The sequence below is a fragment of the Paraburkholderia sp. GAS448 genome, assembly GCF_050435685.1.
GTDB lineage: Bacteria > Pseudomonadota > Gammaproteobacteria > Burkholderiales > Burkholderiaceae > Paraburkholderia.
On the sequence record NZ_JBNDKT010000006.1, the window covers coordinates 161,712 to 179,909 of the forward strand.

The 18,198-nt window shown below is 63.6% G+C and carries 17 protein-coding genes; 6 read left to right on the plus strand and 11 right to left on the minus strand.

All coding sequences use genetic code 11. The features are described 5' to 3' along the window. Positions 1–29: 29 nt before the first annotated feature. Complete coding sequence (locus P3T23_RS14240) at positions 30–434, minus strand: SRPBCC family protein (RefSeq protein ID WP_429316805.1); 405 nt, start codon at positions 432–434, stop codon at positions 30–32. Between the two features lie 614 nt (positions 435–1,048). On the opposite strand from P3T23_RS14240, the gene P3T23_RS14245 reads away from it, so the two are divergent. Next, complete coding sequence (locus P3T23_RS14245) at positions 1,049–1,897, plus strand: peptidoglycan DD-metalloendopeptidase family protein (protein ID WP_429316806.1); 849 nt, start codon at positions 1,049–1,051, stop codon at positions 1,895–1,897. 251 nt (positions 1,898–2,148) lie between these two features. Here P3T23_RS14245 and P3T23_RS14250 read toward each other — a convergent pair whose 3' ends face one another. Next, the gene (locus P3T23_RS14250; RefSeq protein ID WP_429316807.1) at positions 2,149–2,964 is read right to left on the minus strand and encodes an alpha/beta fold hydrolase; all 816 of its coding nucleotides are present in this window, start codon (positions 2,962–2,964) and stop codon (positions 2,149–2,151) included. A 481-nt stretch (positions 2,965–3,445) separates the two neighbouring features. Here P3T23_RS14250 and bla point away from each other — a divergent pair, with 481 nt between their 5' ends. Then, positions 3,446–4,327, plus strand: coding sequence for a class A beta-lactamase (gene bla / locus P3T23_RS14255; protein WP_429316808.1), 882 nt, complete (start codon positions 3,446–3,448; stop codon positions 4,325–4,327). 35 nt (positions 4,328–4,362) lie between these two features. Here bla and P3T23_RS14260 read toward each other — a convergent pair whose 3' ends face one another. Continuing rightward, positions 4,363–4,761, minus strand: coding sequence for a hypothetical protein (locus P3T23_RS14260; protein ID WP_429316809.1), 399 nt, complete (start codon positions 4,759–4,761; stop codon positions 4,363–4,365). A 303-nt stretch (positions 4,762–5,064) separates the two neighbouring features. Here P3T23_RS14260 and P3T23_RS14265 point away from each other — a divergent pair, with 303 nt between their 5' ends. Genes P3T23_RS14265 through P3T23_RS14275 form a run of 3 tightly spaced genes read left to right on the plus strand, consistent with a single transcriptional unit; the run spans position 5,065 to position 9,053 of the window. Next, positions 5,065–5,520, plus strand: coding sequence for a (2Fe-2S)-binding protein (locus tag P3T23_RS14265; protein ID WP_429316810.1), 456 nt, complete (start codon positions 5,065–5,067; stop codon positions 5,518–5,520). Position 5,521: 1 nt separating this feature from the next. Then, a complete protein-coding gene (locus tag P3T23_RS14270) occupies positions 5,522–7,771 on the plus strand; it encodes a molybdopterin cofactor-binding domain-containing protein (RefSeq protein ID WP_429316811.1) in 2,250 nt (749 codons plus the stop codon). A 13-nt stretch (positions 7,772–7,784) separates the two neighbouring features. Then, the gene (locus tag P3T23_RS14275) at positions 7,785–9,053 is read left to right on the plus strand and encodes a c-type cytochrome (protein ID WP_429316812.1); all 1,269 of its coding nucleotides are present in this window, start codon (positions 7,785–7,787) and stop codon (positions 9,051–9,053) included. A gap of 87 nt (positions 9,054–9,140) precedes the next feature. On the opposite strand, the gene P3T23_RS14280 is transcribed toward P3T23_RS14275, so the two are convergent. The 7 genes from P3T23_RS14280 to P3T23_RS14310 form a co-directional block, all read right to left on the minus strand. After that, a complete protein-coding gene (locus P3T23_RS14280; protein ID WP_429316813.1) occupies positions 9,141–9,797 on the minus strand; it encodes an amino acid ABC transporter permease in 657 nt (218 codons plus the stop codon). After that, positions 9,797–10,546: an amino acid ABC transporter permease gene (locus P3T23_RS14285; RefSeq protein ID WP_429316814.1), complete on the minus strand. Its 750-nt coding sequence runs from the start codon at positions 10,544–10,546 to the stop codon at positions 9,797–9,799. The genes P3T23_RS14280 and P3T23_RS14285 overlap by 1 nt, the downstream gene beginning before the upstream one ends. Positions 10,547–10,611: 65 nt before the next feature. Beyond that, complete coding sequence (locus P3T23_RS14290; RefSeq protein ID WP_429316815.1) at positions 10,612–11,433, minus strand: transporter substrate-binding domain-containing protein; 822 nt, start codon at positions 11,431–11,433, stop codon at positions 10,612–10,614. Positions 11,434–11,484: 51 nt separating this feature from the next. Continuing rightward, positions 11,485–12,558, minus strand: coding sequence for an ABC transporter ATP-binding protein (locus tag P3T23_RS14295; protein ID WP_429316816.1), 1,074 nt, complete (start codon positions 12,556–12,558; stop codon positions 11,485–11,487). Positions 12,559–12,618: 60 nt separating this feature from the next. Further along, positions 12,619–13,479, minus strand: coding sequence for an ABC transporter permease (locus P3T23_RS14300; protein ID WP_429316817.1), 861 nt, complete (start codon positions 13,477–13,479; stop codon positions 12,619–12,621). After that, positions 13,476–14,408: an ABC transporter permease gene (locus tag P3T23_RS14305; RefSeq protein WP_429316818.1), complete on the minus strand. Its 933-nt coding sequence runs from the start codon at positions 14,406–14,408 to the stop codon at positions 13,476–13,478. The genes P3T23_RS14300 and P3T23_RS14305 overlap by 4 nt, the downstream gene beginning before the upstream one ends. Continuing rightward, positions 14,405–15,499 (minus strand): ABC transporter substrate-binding protein, encoded by a 1,095-nt coding sequence (locus P3T23_RS14310; protein WP_429316819.1) that lies wholly within the window; start codon positions 15,497–15,499, stop codon positions 14,405–14,407. The genes P3T23_RS14305 and P3T23_RS14310 overlap by 4 nt, the downstream gene beginning before the upstream one ends. Positions 15,500–16,023: 524 nt before the next feature. Between P3T23_RS14310 and P3T23_RS14315 the strand changes: the two genes are divergently transcribed. Beyond that, on the plus strand, positions 16,024–16,908 hold the full coding sequence (locus P3T23_RS14315; protein ID WP_429316820.1) for a LysR substrate-binding domain-containing protein: 885 nt from the start codon (positions 16,024–16,026) through the stop codon (positions 16,906–16,908). A 48-nt stretch (positions 16,909–16,956) separates the two neighbouring features. Here P3T23_RS14315 and P3T23_RS14320 read toward each other — a convergent pair whose 3' ends face one another. Beyond that, entirely contained in the window at positions 16,957–18,036 is a 1,080-nt protein-coding gene (locus tag P3T23_RS14320) for a calcium:proton antiporter (RefSeq protein WP_429316821.1), read from the minus strand. Between the last annotated feature and the right edge of the window lie 162 nt (positions 18,037–18,198).

The window sequence follows — 18,198 nt, forward strand, 5'->3', positions numbered from 1 at the left end:
ATCGCTCGCGTTGAATCGCGTTGCCCGGCTCACGTCGCTTCGAGCAGATTCTTTAGCGCCTGCAGATCGCGCAGGACCCAGGCCGCGTCCGCCGCGAATTTCTCGTCATTCATTCCCGGTAATCGAAACAGCGTGAACAGCACTTCGCTGCCCGTGCCATTCGCGATCACGCGCATCGGAACGTAAATCTCGGTGCCGTCCGGTAACAGGACGTAGTGATCGAGCACGCCGTACGCGTTGCGTTCGGTGAAGCGAACCTTCGCCGGACCTGTTTCACCTTCGAAAATCCACACCGGCCCGTCGTGGCTCAGCGGTTTGCCGAGACCGGATGCCCAGCGCGCGAACGACGCTGGCGGTGCCATGAAGTCGTACACCTCCTGCATACTGCGCTCAATCTGGATGCTGATCGCTTTCGATTCGACAGTCTGTGTCATGTCGTCTCCAGTGGTGCCTCGCGTATGCGCGCGCGCGATGTTGAAACCTGGGTCGATGCAATCAGTTTCCTGTGCATCGGTTCGTTCTTACAGTGCACTGCGCTATCGCTTGCGCAGTTGCACTGACGCGTCTTCACGTGACTACCTCAAGTTTGTCATTGAGCATGCCGTTATTAAATCTGTGATTTCGCAACGGCCAGGAGTGTCTGGTGCTTTCCCGGCCATGCCGCGCAAGCAGGACTTGATGACTGCCACGATCGCACGCGCCGGCCGGTTCTGACACTTTTTTGCAGGCCGCCCGCGCGCCGGACAGGACATAACTACGTTTGGTAAGCATTTGTATCAGAGTGTTCGGGCAGCGCGCATTTTGTGAAGCGCCCCTTACAATGCTTCGTGAAATTTAATCGTCAATTTGGCGCTATTCGTGTGAGGAATGTGTATAAGCACTTCTTGTTGCGAAGTAAGAAGGTGGTCAGCCCAGATCGTCGACCCGCACCTGCTGGTTGCGGCCGCAACGATGCGTGTGCGTCGTCGCGGCTATGGATGTCGCGTGATTGGGAACCTTTGCCGCAACGCACGAACGAGCGCATCAGTGAAGAAAGCAGGAGTCGAACATGTTGAGAAGTCGTTTCGACACAACGAAGGCAGGTCTCGCAGGCCTGTGTATCGCTGTCGTCATCAGCGGTTGCGCGAACGTCGGACAGCAGGGGGCAACGGCTGATAACGCAGCGTCGGCTGTGCCAGCGGCGGGAGCGAATCCACCCGTGACCGCAACCGTTGCGCAGGCGCAGCCCGACGACGCAGCAGCGGCGGTGTCCCGTACGACTACGGTGACCAAAACCGTTCACTACCGTGTCAGGCGCGGCGATACGCTCGCGAGCGTCGCGCAGAAAAACAGCTGCAGCGTGAAAGACCTGCTCGTGTGGAACGGGATGAAGGCTTCGTCGCGAATCAGGAAGGGCCAGGTACTGCGCATCGTTACCCATCAGACGGTGACGACGACGGTCGCCGCTGCCGCGCCCGGTGCAACGTCGTCAGCGAGCGCTGCGGACGCGCGCCAGATGTCGGCGCAGAGCAAGCGTCCGGCAAAGAGCGTCGCGCTCGCCTGGCCCGCGCAAGGTACGGTCGTCGAGCCGTTTCAGGCCGGCGAGACGCGCGGCATCGAGATCGCGGGCAATGCCGGCGACCCGGTGCTTGCCGCTGCCGATGGCAAGGTCATGTATGCCGGCACAGGGCTCAACGAATATGGCAGCCTGATCATCGTCCAGCACAACAAGGACTTTCTGACGGCCTATTCGCACAACCGCAAACTGCTCGTCAAGACGGGCGATGTGGTGCATCAGGGCCAGCAGATTGCAGAAATGGGTAACGAGAACAACACGCGCGTTTCCGTGCTGTTCGAGTTGCGCCACGACGGCAAGCCGATCGATCCGATGCCGTATCTGCCGCACGGGCACGGTTAGCGCGACAACCCGGTGCGAGTCCGTTCGCCTTTTGCAAGGTGGGCACCTGTCGACCGGTTCAGCGATGCATCAGACGTCAATAGCCCCGGCATTCGATTTGCCGGGGCTATTCGCATGCGCGTTGCAAGCTGGGCACATTGCCATTGAAGAGCGCGTTCTCACGGCCCGCGCTTACGTCGCGGCACAAGCTGCATGCTTCGAACGAAACGAACGAAACAAACGAACAGGGCAGCGGACGGTCGGCAACGCGATCACGCAAAAAACCGCAGCGCAGCCGCGACGATTGCCTCGGGCGCATCTTCCTGCATCAGATGCCCCGCACCCGGCACGGACTGGAACGCCGCCGGCACGACACCCGCCAGATAGCGGCCGCGTTCAAGCGGAATCCATTGATCCTCTTCGCCCCATAGAATCTGTGTCGGACAACGGATCTCGGGATAGCGCGTTTCGATTTCATCGGTATAGCGCTGATCCATCTGCGCAATCTGCCGGTAGAACGCAGGCTGGCCTGTCACGCCGAGCCAGGGCGCGACGTAAGGGGCAAGCTCTTCGTCAGGGATGTCGCGCGCAATTGCGCCGCGAATATAGGCCTTCACGACGGCTTCGTGAATATAGGCCGGCAGGCCGGCAAACGCGTCGACATGGTGACGCACGTGCCGGACGAACGGCGACCCCCAAGGTGCGACGGCAACCGGGTCGATCAACGTGAGACTGCGGTAATCGCAGCCATTGAGCAGGTGCGCGCGCAGTGCGGTCGCACCGCCGAAATCATGCGCGATGACATCGGGCTGCTCGAGCTTCCAGTGGGCGAGCAGTTGCGCGAGCAATTCGTTCTGTGCGCCGAGCGAGACGTCCTGGCCGTCACGCTGCTCAGATTGTCCGTAGCCGAGCAGATCGTACACATACACTGTCCGGCTGCGCGCGAGATGCGGCGCAATGCGATGCCACACGTACGAAGAGAACGGCGTGCCGTGGATCAGCACAAGCGGTGGGCCGTCGCCGGTTACATGAAAGCGGACAGTCTGATCGCGAAACGAATAGCGCTGGTCAAGCGGCCAGTGCTTCATGGTGTGCGCCTCCAGATGAGGATCGATACGGTCAGCAAGCCTTGCGGGAGCTTACCTTAACAGTTGTCCAAACGCGTTGTCGACCGCTTGCGCTTGCAACGATCAAAAAGGGCCTCCTGCAGAACCTCACCTTTGATTGCACGATGCCAGGAAGTAATCGCCACGAAAAGTGATGCATTCCCGCGTGATTTGTGTGACGTGTGGAGGCATGGTGCACGTGATGCAGATAAAATTCCATGAAACAGGGGGTACTTCGCTATCCGGGCGCGGAACAATCGACCGGATTTGCTGAGCCGAAGGCGATTCGACGGCGTAACACCCGCTTTTAACCTGTGATGAGCACCTGCGTGCAATGGTGAGGAAATTCGGGAGTGGGTGTGATCCAGTCACGTTCCATGTTGGACAGACGGAACCTTCCGCACGCGGCGCAATCGAAGACGCTTACTTTAGTTCTACACAACAGCACACAACGTCAAAAAAGATGACTCATTCTCCCGCTCGCCGTACCTTGCTTCTTGCCCTGGCATCCGCGCCATTCATCGCCGCCTGCACGTCACCTGCCGCGCGAGGTATCTCGTCGGCGCAGGACCGGCTCGCTGTTCTTGAAACCTCGTCGGGGGGCCGCCTCGGCGTTGCCGCTTTGAGTACCGTGGACCACACGCAGCTCAACTACCGTGCGAACGAACGCTTCGCCGTGTGCAGCACCTCCAAGGTGCTCGTCGCGTCGGCGATTCTCAAGCGCAGCGAGAAAGAAACCGGGCTGCTGGAACAACGCATCCATTACACGAAGAGCGATCTCGTCGCGTATTCGCCGATCACGGAACGGCACGTGGATAGCGGCATGACGGTCGCCGAACTGTGTGCGGCCGCGCTCGACTACAGCGACAACACGTCGGCTAACCTGTTGATGAAGCTCCTTGGCGGCCCCTCCGCCGTGACCGCGTTCGCGCGCTCGATCGGCGACGAGACATTCCGTCTCGACCGCTGGGAGACCGAGTTGAACTCGGCGATTCCTGGCGATCTGCGCGACACGTCGACACCCGCCGCGATGGCGCAAAGTCTGCAACGGGTTGCGCTCGGCGACGCGCTCGCCGCGCCGCAGCGCAACCAGCTACAGGCGTGGCTGCGCGCGAACACGACCGGCTCGATGCGCATCCGCGCGGGCGCTCCCGCGGACTGGATCGTGGGCGACAAGACAGGTACGGGCGACTTCGGCACCACGAACGACATCGCCGTGCTATGGCCACCGGCAAAACCGCCGGTTATCGTCGCGTTGTACTTTACGCAGCGCGAGAAGGACGCCAAACCGCGCGACGATGTGCTGGCCTCGGCTGCACGGATCGTCGTCGAATCATTCAATTGATCCTGCTGGCGCGCTCACTGCGCGCCAACGCCGGATTACCTGGTCTCCAGTTCCCGCAGCACCTGTGCGACGCGCCCGTGCGCGTGCAGAATGTCGGGGTTCAACTGTAGCAGCGGCAGGTAACGCGGCAGGAAGGTGGCGTTCGGTTCGTCGGGTGTGAATAGCGCGACGACGGAAAGCGCTGCGCCTGTCCGCTCCGCGACGGTCGCTTTCTCATCGTCGAGGACTTCGTCGACGTTCGCGATCACCGTGGAGAGCGGCGTGATCCAGCGAAACGCCGATCCATTGATCAACACCTGCAGGAACGCGGCCGGTGTGATCGGTCCGAACTCCTTTTCGTAAACCGCGCGCTCGTGATCGAGAATCGTCTTGTGCAAGGCGAGTAGCGGTTTGCGGACATCGGTAAGAAATTGAATCGCGCGCTGCTCGTTCATGGTCCTGCTCCTCGTGTGTCCGCCGGGTTCTGTCGCGAGTCTGCCGGATGCCGCAGGCGTCATATCCGGTGACCCCCGTTTGCCGGTAAAAAGCAGCGACGCCGTCCCGGCGCGGATTTTCAGGCGGCGCTACAATCTCCGCGCCTCTCCAGACATCGATGCGCCACGGCGCATGGGGCCCAGTCAGTTGCTCAGTCGAACAGCATAACCGTGTATTAGCGCCGGTTGGCGGAATAAATTTCGTCAACCGTTTGCGAATTCCGTCTTCGTCAAAACAATAACCCCCATAAACCGGAGCCGCTCATGACAACGCTTAACGTAAATGGCCAGACACACACCGTCGATGCGCCACCCGACATGCCCTTGCTCTGGGTGTTACGCGACCTCGTCGGTCTCACTGGAACAAAATTCGGCTGCGGCATCGCGCAATGCGGCGCATGCACCGTGCATCTCGACGGCGTCGCGATCCGTTCGTGCGTGCTGCCCGTCGCTGCCGTCGGCGATCGCAAGGTGACGACGATCGAAGCCGTCGGCGACACGCCGGCTGGCAAGAAGGTGCAGCGTGCGTGGCGTCAGCTCGACGTCGTGCAGTGCGGCTACTGTCAGTCCGGACAGGTGATGTCCGCTACGTCGCTCCTGTCGACGAACCCGAACCCCACCGACGCCGATATCGATGCCGCGATGGCAGGCAACATCTGCCGCTGCGGGACGTACAACCGCATCCGCGCGGCGATCAGGCAAGCCGCGAAGGAGGCGTGACATGTCCCAAGGATTGCTCGACGCGCAAGGCGCCGCTCGTAAGAAAGATGAATCCGGTGAGGTGCGTAGCATCAACCGCCGCACGTTTCTGAAGTTCGGCATGACGATCGGCGCGGCTGCGGGCGGCGGTCTGCTGCTCGGCTTCAGTCTGCCGGCGGCGAGCCAGGATCAGGCGGCACATCGATCGGTGATTGGCGGCGATGCGATTGAGGCGCCACAGGATGGCGTCTTCGCGCCGAACGCGTTTATCCAGATCGACCGGACCGGCAAGATCGCGCTGGTGATTCCGAAGGTCGAGATGGGACAGGGCGTGTACACGTCGATCCCGATGCTGATCGCTGAGGAACTCGAAGTGCCGCTCGACAGCGTCACGCTCGATCATGCCCCGCCGAACGAAAAGCTCTTCATGGATCCGCTGCTCGGCGGCCAACTGACGGGCGGTTCGACGTCGATCCGTTATGCGTGGGAGCCAATGCGCCGCGCAGGCGCGAGCGCACGGGTGGTGCTGATCAACGCCGCCGCGCAGCAGTGGCAGGTCGATCCGGCGTCGTGCCACGCCCAGGCAGGCAAAGTCGTGCATCCGGCCAGCAACCGGAGCCTGGGTTACGGCGAGCTGGTCGATAGAGCGGCGAAGCTGCCTGTTCCGTCGAATGTGCCGCTGAAGGATCCGAAGGATTTCAGGCTGATCGGCACGGCAGTCAAGCGGCTCGACTCGCCGGAGAAGATCGACGGCACCGCGATGTTCGGCCTCGACGTGCGCGTGCCCGGCATGGTGTACGCCGCGATCGCGACCTGTCCGGTGTTCGGCGGCACGCTCGCAAGCGTCGACGACACGAACGCGAAGAAGATCCCCGGTGTGCGCCAGGTCGTCAGGTTCGACAACGGCGTGGCGGTGATCGGCGACCACACGTGGGCGGCCAAACGGGGTCTCGCGACGCTCGATATCAAGTGGAACGAAGGCGCGGGCGCGAACCTGTCGATGAAGCAGATCGTCGACGATCTCGCGAGCGCAGCGCAGCGCGACGGCGCGGTGGCGCGAAAAGAAGGCGACGTCAGCAACGCGTTTTCGTCGGCGAAAACGCGCGTCGATGCCGTCTATCAGCAACCGTTCCTTGCGCACGCGACGATGGAGCCGGTCAACTGCACCGTTCATGTGCGGCCCGACGGCTGCGATATCTGGCTGGGCACGCAGGTGCCCACGCGGATCGTCGACGCGGGCGTAGCGGTCACGGGCCTGCCGGCCGGGAAGATCACGGTGCATAACCATCTGCTGGGCGGCGGCTTCGGGCGGCGGCTCGAGTTCGACATGGCCACCCAGGCGCTGAAGATCGGCAAGCAGCTCGGCGTGCCGGTGAAGGTGGTCTGGACGCGCGAAGAAGACATCCAGCACGACATGTATCGCCCGTATTACTACGACAGGATCTCGGCAGGGCTGGACGCAAACGGCAAGCCGGTCGCGTGGCAGCACCGGATCGTGGGTTCGTCGATTCTGGCGCGTTTTGCGCCGCCGGCATTCCAGCATGGCCTTGACCCTGACGCGGTGGAAGTTGCCGCCGATCTGCCGTACGACCTGCCGAACCAGCTCGTCGACTATGTGCGCCAGGAACCCCATGCGGTGCCGACGGCTTTCTGGCGCGGCGTCGGGCCGACGCGCGGCACCTTCGTCGTCGAGAGTTTCATCGACGAACTGGCTGCACAGGCGAAGGTCGATCCGGTGAAATACCGCCGCGACCTGCTCGGCAAGACGCCGCGCGCGCTCAACGTGCTGAACGTCGCGAGCGAGGCCGCAGGCTGGGGCAGCGCGGTGCCGAAGGGGCAGGGACGCGGGGTATCGGTCATGCATGCGTTCGGCAGTTTCCTTTCGATGGTCGTGGACGTGGGCGTCGACAAGGGCGAAGTAGCGGTGACACGCGTGGTGTGCGCGGTCGATTGCGGGATGGTCGTGAATCCGGACACGATCGAGGCGCAGGTGCAGGGCGGCGTGATCTTCGCGATCACGGCGGCGCTGTACAGCGAGATCACGATCAAGGATGGCCGCGTCGAGCAGAACAACTTCACCGATTACCGGATGCTGCGCATCGACCAGACGCCACCGATCGAGGTTCACATCGTGAAGAGTTCCGAAGCGCCGGGCGGGATCGGCGAGCCGGGCACAGCGGCGCTCGCGCCGGCGCTCACGAACGCCATCTTCGCGGCTACCGGCAAGCGGATCCGGCAGTTGCCGGTCGGCAGCCAGTTGCAGACCGCCTGACCGGAGACCGAGGATGAAAAACACTCTCAAAGCGCTGGTCGCTTCACTCTGCGTGGCGTTTCCGCTTGCAGCGCACGCCGCCGACGATGCCCTCGTGCAACGCGGCGCGTACCTGGCGAAGGTCGGCGACTGCGTGGCTTGCCACTCGGCGCCGCGCGGCAAGCCGTTCGCGGGCGGCCTGCCCATGACGACCCCGATGGGCGCGATCTACACGACCAACATCACGCCCGACCCGGACACGGGCATCGGCCGCTATACGGAAGAGGAGTTCGCGCGGGCGATGCGTGAGGGCGTCGCCAGAGACGGCCACAACCTGTATCCGGCGATGCCGTATCCGTCGTATGCGAAAGTCAACGATGACGACATGCACGCGCTCTACGCGTACTTCATGAACGGCGTGGCGCCCGTGAAGCAGGCGAACCGCGAACCGGACATCAAGTGGCCGCTCAACATGCGCTGGCCGTTGAAGCTCTGGAACGTGGTGTTCCTGGAGAAGGGCGCATACCAGAACAAACCGGGCAAGGATGTCGCCTGGAATCGCGGTGCGTATCTGATCCAGGGTCTTGGCCATTGCGGGTCGTGTCACACGCCGCGCGGCGTCGCGTTCCAGGAGAAGGCGCTCGACGAGAGCGGCAGCGCGTACCTGACGGGTGCGCTGCTCGACGGCTGGTTCGCGGCCAATCTTACGGGCGATCACAACACCGGGCTTGGGCGCTGGTCGGAACAGGACCTGACCGCGTTCCTGAAGACCGGTGCGAATGCGCACGCTTCGGCGTTCGGCTCGATGACGAGCGTCATCAACAACAGCACGCAGGCGATGAACGATAGCGACGTCGCGGCGATGTCGCGCTATCTGAAGTCGCTGCCGGCAGCGGGCGGCAACGGCGGCGCGCAGTACGCGTATGACGCGAAGGCAACGAAGGTGTCGCTGGCGCGTCCGGCGAACGATCCGGGTGCGCGCGTTTATACGGCGTACTGCATGCACTGTCACGGCGTCGATGGACGGGGCTTCGCACCGATGCTGGCGCCGCTCGCGGGCAATCCGAACGTGCTGGAAAAGGACGCGTCGTCGCTGATCAACGTCACGCTGAACGGCACGGGAGATCTCGTGATCCAGGGCATTCCGGCTGCGTATCCGATGCCAAAGTACGCGCCGGTGCTCGACGATCAGCAGATCGCCGACGTGTTGACCTTCATCCGTGCTGGCTGGAACAACAACGCGCCGGCCGTACAGCCGGACGATGTCGCGAAACTGCGCAAGTCGACTCAGGCGGCGCGTTAATCGCCATCAACGCGACAACGATGCTGAAACGAAAGAGGCCACCGCAGGCGATGCCTGCGGTGGCCTCTTCGTTCATGCATGATAAGCCTAGCGATGCTGCCCCACGCGTGCCCGCCGTTCGAGCACGCGGGCGTACCACGTCAACGGGAAACACATGGCGAAGTACAGGAGCGCAACCATGCCGTAGATCGGGAACGGGCGGAACACGGCGTTGGTGATCATCGTGCCGGTTTTCGTCAGTTCGACGAAGCCGATGATCGACGTCAGCGCGGTGCTTTTGACGACCTGCACCAGAAAGCCGACGGTCGGCGCCGTGGCGATCCTGCGCGCCTGCGGCCAGACGATATAGCGCAACTGCTGCGCGTAGGTCATGCCGAGACTCGCACCGGCTGCCCACTGGCCGCGCGGCACGGCTTCGACGCAGCCGCGCCAGATGTCAGCGAGATACGCGCTCGTATAGAGCGTCAGCGTGACAGTGGCGGCGACCCACGGCGACACATCGACGCCCAGCAACGGCAGGCCGAAGAACGCGAGGAACAGCTGCATCAGGAGCGGGGTGCCCTGAAACAGTTCGACATAGAGCACGACCACGCGCCGCAGCCACGGCAGCGGGGACACACGCGCGGCCAGCAACAGCAGGCCGACGGCTCCGCCGCAGACAAACGCGATCAGCGAAAGCAGGACGGTCCAGCGCGCTGCCAGCAGCAGGTTACGGCCGATATCCCAGAGCGTGAACTCAACCATTATGGGCGCTCCGTCGGCAGGGCTCGCGCGCCGCGCCACGCAAACAGCGTGCGGAACAGGCCGCGCGGCGCAGCGGGCGTGCGCGGCATGCGGCCGGCGAACAGCCCGGCGCCGAGCCGGTTCAACAACTGCCGCAACACGATCGACAGCACCAGATAGGTCACCGTGATGATCAGATAACTCTCGAACGAGCGGAAGTTACGCGACTGGATGAAGTTCGCCGCGTAGGTCAGATCGGGCACCGAGATCTGTGACACGACGGCCGAGCCGAGCATCACGATCAGCACCTGGCTCAGGAGCGCCGGGAAGACGTTGGCGATGGCCTGCGGCAACACGACGTGCCGGAACACCTGACGGTTATGCAGGCCGAGCGCCATCGCGGCCTGCACCTGGCCGCGCGAAATCGAATCGATGCCGGCGCGCACGATTTCCGTTGCGTATGCGCCGAGATTGACGGTCATCGCGAGGATGGCCGCCGAGGTTTCGTCGATATGGATGCCGAGCCCGGGCAGTCCGAAGAAGATGAAAAACAGCTGCACGATGAACGGCGTGTTGCGTATCAACTCGACGTAAGCCGCGACGAGCGTGCGCGCCCAGCGCGGGCCGGCCACGCTCACGCTCGCGCCGGCCACGCCGACCACGCCGCCCAGCACCGTCGATACGGCGGTCAGCCCAAGGGTCACGGCGACGCCGCGGGTCAGCATACCCGCGTACATCTCGAAGCCGCTGAAGTCGAACGCGTAGCTCATGAGGTGCTGCTCATCGTGTGCAACGTCTGCATCGTGTGGATCGGTCCGGGTTCAGCAGATGTGGCTCAAAGGTCCGCGGGCAGCGGCGCACGCAGCCACTTCTGCGAAATCGCGTTCATCGTGCCGTCCTTGCGTGCTTTGGCGATCGTCTCGTCGACCTTTTGCAGCAGGCGCGGCTCGTTCTTGTTGAGGCCGACGTGATCCGGCGAGCTGAACAGCGCGAATTTCTGCTCCGGATCGATGGCGGGGTGACGCGCGAGGATCGTCGCACCCACGTCGTTGCCGACCACCATCAACTGTACCTGACCAGAAAGAAAAGCAGAAATAGCGCCGTTCGGGTCGTCGAAACGTTTGATCGTGGCCGAAGGCGGGGCGATTTTGGTCACGCTCAGGTCTTCCAGCGTGCCGCGTGCGACCGAAATCGACTTGCCGGCGAGATCATTGGCGTTCTTGACCGGCAGCGTCTTCGGCCCGAATACGGCGAGGTAGTACGGCGCGTAAGGCTTCGAGAAGTCGATTACCTTTTCGCGTTCCGGCGTCTGACCGACGGAAAGCAGCATATCCGTCTTGTGGTCGGCGAGGTAGGCCATGCGGTTGTCGCCCGTCACCGGCACCAGTTCGACCTTCGCGTTGAGCGCCTTGCCGATCAGGTCGGCGACGTCGATGTCATAGCCCATCGGCTTCATGTCCGGGCCGATCGAGCCGAACGGCGGATAGTCCTCGAATACGCCGATGCGCACGACGCCCGACTTCGAAATCGAATCGAGCGCGTCGGCGTGGGCCGCCGGCGCGACCGCCGACAGCGCGGCGCCGGTGAATACGAGGCTCGCGGCGGTAACCTTGAACGCGCGGCGTACCTGCCTGATGGAGTGGTGAAGGGTGGTCATGTGTCGTTCCTCTGTCGAAAACGTTGGTGTCGGATTACTGTAACGAGAGAATCAGTGGGCGGTGCGGGCTGCAATCAGTTTGCACGCGTGCGCCGGCAGTTCGGCCATGACGGGCATGCCGGCGACGAGGCCCGGCGTTTCGCGTGGCGTCGTTGCGGCGGTCAGCGTGAAGCCGGTGCAATCGATGGTCGCTTCGAGTGTAGCCCCGACGTCGCGGATGAACGTCACGGTGCCGGGCAGATGATTGTTGCCCGCACCGGTCGAAGCGGGTTTGACGCAGACGTCCTCCGGACGGATCAGCAGACGGATGTCGTCGGTGCCAGCCGCGACGCGCGAAGGGTTCGCGACGACGATCTGCTGCCCGCCGGGCAGGCTCACGCCGCCCTGGCCGTCGGGCGTGACCGGCAGGATGTTGCCGAGTCCGATGAAGTCCGCGACAAATTCGCTGACCGGATCGCGGTAAATGTCGAGCGGTTTGCCGACCTGCGCGATGCGGCCTTTTTCCATCACGACGATCTCGTCGGCCATCGTCATTGCTTCGCGCTGGTCGTGGGTGACCATGATCGTCGTGATGCCGAGCCGCTGCTGCAGCAGGCGGATTTCGACCTGCATCGCTTCGCGCAGCTTGGCGTCGAGGGCGGACAGCGGTTCGTCGAGCAGCAGCAGTTTCGGCGACGACGCAATCGCGCGCGCAATCGCCACGCGCTGACGCTGGCCGCCGGATAGCTGCGTGACCGGCCGGTTCGCCATGTGCGGCAACTGGATCAGTTCGAGCAGTTCGGCGATACGGCGCGACTGCGCGGCCCTGTCCATCTTGCGCAGCCGCAGCGGATACGCAATGTTTTCCGCGACGCTCATATGCGGAAACAGCGCGAGCGACTGGAACACCATGCCGAAGTCGCGCCGGTTCGCCGGTTCGTACGTGATGTCCTTGCCGGCGAACGTCACGCTGCCGGAGGTCGGCGTCTCCAGCCCGGCGATCATGCGCAGGAGGGTCGTCTTGCCGCAACCTGACGGCCCCAGAAAACAGACGAGCTTGCCGTCGGGCACGCTGAGATCGACATCGTCGACGGCGGTTGCGCCGTTAAAGCGCTTCGTCACGGACTGCAGGTTCAGATGGGTCATGGTGATTCCTTTGCGTGTCGCGGATCGGGACGTCACAGTGCGCCAGTGCATGAAGGCGCGTCAGAGCGCGACGCCTTCGTCGCCGATCAGTTTTTCGAGCAGCCAGATCAGCGCGAAGTCGATTGCGACGATGAACACCGCGAACGAGAACACGGTCGGATCCAGCGACGATACCGTGCGGCTGTAAAGCCATACCGGCAGCGTCATCGTGTTGATGCCGTACAGGAAGAACGTCACCGTGAATTCGTTGAACGAGATGATGAACGCGAACAGCATGCCGGCGAGAATGCCCGGCCGCATCAACGGCAGCACGACGTCGATCAGCGCGCGGCGCGGGCTCGCGCCGAGCACGCAGGCCGCTTCTTCGAATTCCGGACCGATTGCGGCCACCGACGCCGCGCAGTTCTTCACGGTGAACGGCAGCGCCAGAATCACATGCGCGATGATGAGCCGGAACACGCCGAGTTCGACCGGCAACACGTTGAACACCAGCAGCAGCGACAGGCCGAGCATCACGAGCGGGTAGACGAGCGGCAGCGCGACCAGCTGTTCGACCGCCGCCTTGCCGCGGAAGCGATAGCGGCTCAGTGCATAGGCCGCCGGCACGGACACCAGCGTCGCGATGATCATCGTCGAGACGGCGACGATCAGGCTGGTGGTGAGCGCGCTGCCCATCGACATCACGTCGCTCGCGTCGGGCGACACGAACGAGTGCCATGCCGCCCGGTACCACTGCAGGCTGAAGTGTTGCGGCGGGAAATCCAGCGTGTCCGACGCGCTGAACGACATGGTGATCATCGTGAGGATCGGCAGGGCGGCGAGAAACAGCACGATCGCGGCCAGCAGGCTCGACATCCTGCCGAGCTGGCCTGGCATCGTCGCCGGCAGCCGCCATGTGCGGGAAGCGGTGAGGGTGCTCATGCTTTCGGCTCCTCTTCGAAGCGTTGCGTGCGGCGCACGAGGCGTTGCGAGATCGTCATCACGGCGAGCGTCGCGACCATCAGCACGACGCCGGAAGCCGACGCGGCCGGCCAGTTCAGGAGTGGCGCGACCTGGTCGTGGACGAGCACGGCGAGCATCGGCACGCGCCGTCCGCCGAGCAGCAGCGGCACGGCAAACGCACTGGCGTTGTACGCGAACACCAGCAGCGCGCCGGATACGAGGCCGGGCATCGCCAGCGGCAGCATCACGTGGCGCAGTGTCTGCATGCGGGTTGCGCCCAGCGTGGCGGCCGCCTCTTCGTACGAGCGCGACACGGCACGCATCGCACTCGACAGCGGCAGGACGGCAAGAGGAAACGCAGTCTGAATGAGACCGAGCAGCACGCCGTGTTCTCGATACAGCCACTGGATCGGGCGATCGATCAATCCGCCCGCGATCAGCGCATGATTCAGCAGACCGGCGGGACCGAGGATCACGAGCCATCCATAACCCTGCAGCAGCAGGTTGACCAGCAGCGGCAACAGCACGCCGGCGAGCAGGAGCCGCCGCGCGAGGCGCGACTCCGTGCGCGCCATCGCCAGCGCGACCGGAATCGCCAGCAGCACCGCGCAGACCATGCTCTGGAACGCGAGCCGCAACGTGAGCAACAACGACTTCACGAAGTAGCTGTCGGCGAGATCGGCGTAATTCTGCAGCGTGAAGCCGTGCCATTCGTTGCCCGATGTGCCGAAGCTCATCCGCAACACCACGAGCGCCGCGGCGGCCAGCACCGCGAGAAACGCGAGAATCGGCGCGAGCAGGATCCACGGCCGCGCCTTCGCAAGCATGGCGCCGGGCGCGCCGGTGGCCGGTTCGTCAGGCGCGCCGGAGCCGGCGCGCTGCGAGGAGAGCGCGGGCATCGTGGTCATGCCGCGAAGATTTCGGTGTAGCGCTTGATCCACGCCGGCTGCACGACGGCGAGCGCCTTGTCGTCATGCAGGATCGCTTTTTCCGCGATCTGCTGCGGGCTGGGCACGAACGCGCGGCTCTCGGCGGGGATTTGCGCTTTCGAGTTGACCGGGCCGTTCAGCACGTCGGCAGCCATTCTTCCTTGCACGCCTGCATCGAGCGAATGATTGATGAACGCGTGGATCAGGTCGAGGTCGCCGGGATGCGCTTTCGGAATGACCGTGAACATCAGTTGCGTTGCAAAGCCTTCCTTCATCCCGTAAGTGACGCCCATCTTGTACTCGGGCTTACGGATCTGATCCGGGAAGAACGCGGGCGAATAGATGCCGCCGATGTCGAGCGAACCGGTACGGAACAGGTCGGCGATCTGATTCGGATTCTCGCCGAGCGTCATCACGTGGTCTTTCAGTAGCGCGAGCTTCTTGAAGCCAGGGTCGATGTTCTGCTGCGAGCCGCCCGACATCCTGGCGGCAATGATCGCGAGATCGACCGCCTCGGCCCATTCCGGCGGCGGCAGGAAGATGCGGCCGGCGTACTTCGGATCCCACAGCGCCTCATACGAAGAAGGCGGCGTCTTGACGGTCGCGGTGTTGTAGATGAGGCCGTCGGACCACAGTAGATAGCCGACGCCGAAGCCGTTCGCGCCAGTGCGGTATTGCTCGGCCACGTCCTTCAGATTCGGCAGCTTGTTCAGGTCGGGCTTGATGAGCAGGCCCGCGTCGCCGAGACCGGCTGCGCCGACACCTGCCAGCGTGATCACGTCGTAGGTGGGGCGCTCGCCCGCGGCCTTGACCTTCGCGACCATGCCGGACGTACCGTCGGCGCGGTCGGCGATCACCTTGGCGCCGGTCTTCGCCGTGAAGGTCGCCGCAATGTTGCGCATCGCGGCGGCGCCTGTGTCGTCCGACCATGTCAGGAGACGCAGCGTCTTGCCCGAGAAGTTCTGCTCTGCCGCTTTTACGTTGATGAACGGCATCGGCAGCGTGGACGCGGCGATGGCTGCGCCGATCGTCTTGATTACCTGCCTTCTACCCCGTTTGATGTCCTGCATGGCGGTCTCTCCGTTATGAACGATGCAACATGGGCGGCCGATGGTCGGCGCGTGAATGCACTCTAGGTTTGCCAAAATGGCCTAACAAACGAAATCTCTGCATGGACGCCATGACATAAGCTCATGCGCCGGCCCGGGCGGCAGACGCACGGCAGGCCGCCGACAATCGGGTGAAACGAGGCGCTATCGTCGTGTGCGGGTTTACGTCCAGACCGGCCGATGGCGGCCTGCGGAAAAGAGATATGAGGAAAGATCAATCGTGGTGCGGAAAAAGCCGGCCTACGCACTGAAGCGGTGCGCGGGTTCCCGGCTCATTGCGGGCGTGCCGCCTTGCTCTCGGCGCCGGGATGGATGGCGTGGGCGGTAGCCTGTCCCATGCCATGAGGCCAGCGCATGCCGCTTGGGGTAACACTGGATCGTGTCAGGTTTTTGAATGGCGTATGCTGCGGGCATTCCATGCGTTGACGCGCGGTTCGCCAGCCGCCTCACGCGATGCATTTTTCTGATACCCGGACGTTCATATCATGCGACGACTTCCGCCACTCAACGCGCTCCAGATCTTCGAGACGGTGGCGCGCCACCGCAGCTTCACACGCGCGGCGGACCATCTATGTCTGACCCAGGGGGCGGTGAGCCGGCAGATTCTCGCGCTCGAGGAGTATTACAAGTTTCCGCTCTTCAAGCGCCATGCGAAGGGGCTCACGCTGACCGCCGAAGGCGAACTGCTGCTGCCGGCGGTGAAGGAAAGCTTCGCGCGTATCGAGGAGATTTCGCTGCGTCTCACGCGCCAGCGCACTGACCTCGCGTTGAAGGTGCCGACCTGCGTGATGCGCTGGATGCTGCCGAAAATCATGCTGTTCCAGGCGGAATATCCGGATCTGCATGTACAGATCACGACGACCTGGCAGCACGATGTCGACTTCCAGGTCGAGCCGTTTGACGCTGCGATCATCTATGGATCATCGCCTGGTGCCGACGTGCAGGCGGTGCCGCTTTTCGAGGAGCGTCTGACACCCGTCTGTGCCCCCGAGCTGCTGAACGACAAGCCGCTCGACGCCGTCGCCGATCTCGCTCGTCATACGCTGCTGCACCCGACGCGCGATCATCGCGACTGGAGAATGTGGCTCGACCACGTCAACGCACGCGACATTGACGCCAGTCACGGCCCGAGCTTCGACACACTCGATCTTGCGACGAACGCGGCGTTGCAGGGCTTCGGCGTGGCGATGAGCGACCTTGCGCTGATCGATGAGGACGTCGCGGCGAAACGGCTGGTGAGGCCGTTCGATACAGTGCTAACCACCGGCGCGCGCTATTACTTCGTTTATCCGGACAGCGTGGCGCATCAGCAGAAGGTCAACCTGTTTCGCGAGTGGATCGCTGAACACTGGACCGAAGCGGCCGCCTGACGCCACGTTTGTGCGTCGCCACGTCATGCCTGCGCGCGCCGGCTCACTTCACGGCGCGACCGACAGAAAGAGCCACGCGGCGAACAGCGACAGATGCACGGCGCCCTGCAGGATCGTGGTGCGCCCGGTGCCGAGCGTCAGCGTGCCGACGACGAGCGTCAGAAACAGCAGGACCATTTCCTTGCCGTCGATCCCAAGCTGAAGCGGTTGTCCGATATACAGGAAGACGACCGCAACTGTAGGAATCGTGAGTCCGATACTGGCAAGCGCCGAACCCAGTGCGAGGTTGAGGCTGGTCTGCAGGCGGTCGGCGCGTGCGGCGCGCAGCGCGGCCAGTCCCTCCGGCAGCAACACCAGCGCGGCGATCACGATCCCGACGACCGGCTTCGGCAGACCTGCATCGACCACCGCGCTTTCGACCGTCGGCGACAGCAGCTTCGCGAGCAGCACGACCGCGACGAGGGACACCATCAGCAGAACGGCGCTCAGCAACGCGACGCGGCCTCTGGGCGGCGCCGCGTGGACATCTTCGTCGGCTACGTCGGCGAGAAAATAGTCGCGGTGCCGGACGGTCTGCACGAACACAAACACGCCATACAGCACGAGCGACGACACGCCCGCGAACGCGAGTTGCGACGGCGACAGCACCGGGCCGGCGACGCTCGTGAAGTTTGGGATCACGAGGGTCAGCACCGACAGCGACGCGAGCACCGCGAGCGACGCACTCGCGCCGCGAATCTGGAAATCCTGCTCGCGATGCCGGATGCCGCCCACCAGCAGACACAGCCCCACGATCCCGTTACAGACGATCATCACCGCGGCGAACACGGTGTCGCGTGCGAGGCCCGCTTTTTCTGGGCCCGCCGTCAGCATCACCGAGACGATCAGCGCGACTTCGATCACGGTGACGGCGACCGCGAGCACCAGCGTACCGAACGGTTCGCCGACACGGTGGGCGACAACTTCCGCATGGTGGACGCCCGCGAACACCGAGCCGGCGAGCGCCACGCCCACCAGCGCAAGCACCAGCGCGTGGCCCGGGAACAAGGCCGCGGCGCCCAGCACGATCCAGGCGGCGATCGGCGCCCCCACAGTCCAACGGGGAAGCACGGGATGTGTCGTCGGCATGCGGAGGTTTCCTGTTCGGTATAGGTTTGTATGCGGCGCAAGGCGGAGGAACGATCGTTTTCGCTTTGTACCGCATTGCGTCAGAGCGCGCCTGATTCTTCATCCTCTACATGAGGAATCGAGTCTAATATATTAATCTATAAAGATTATCTCGAAATAATG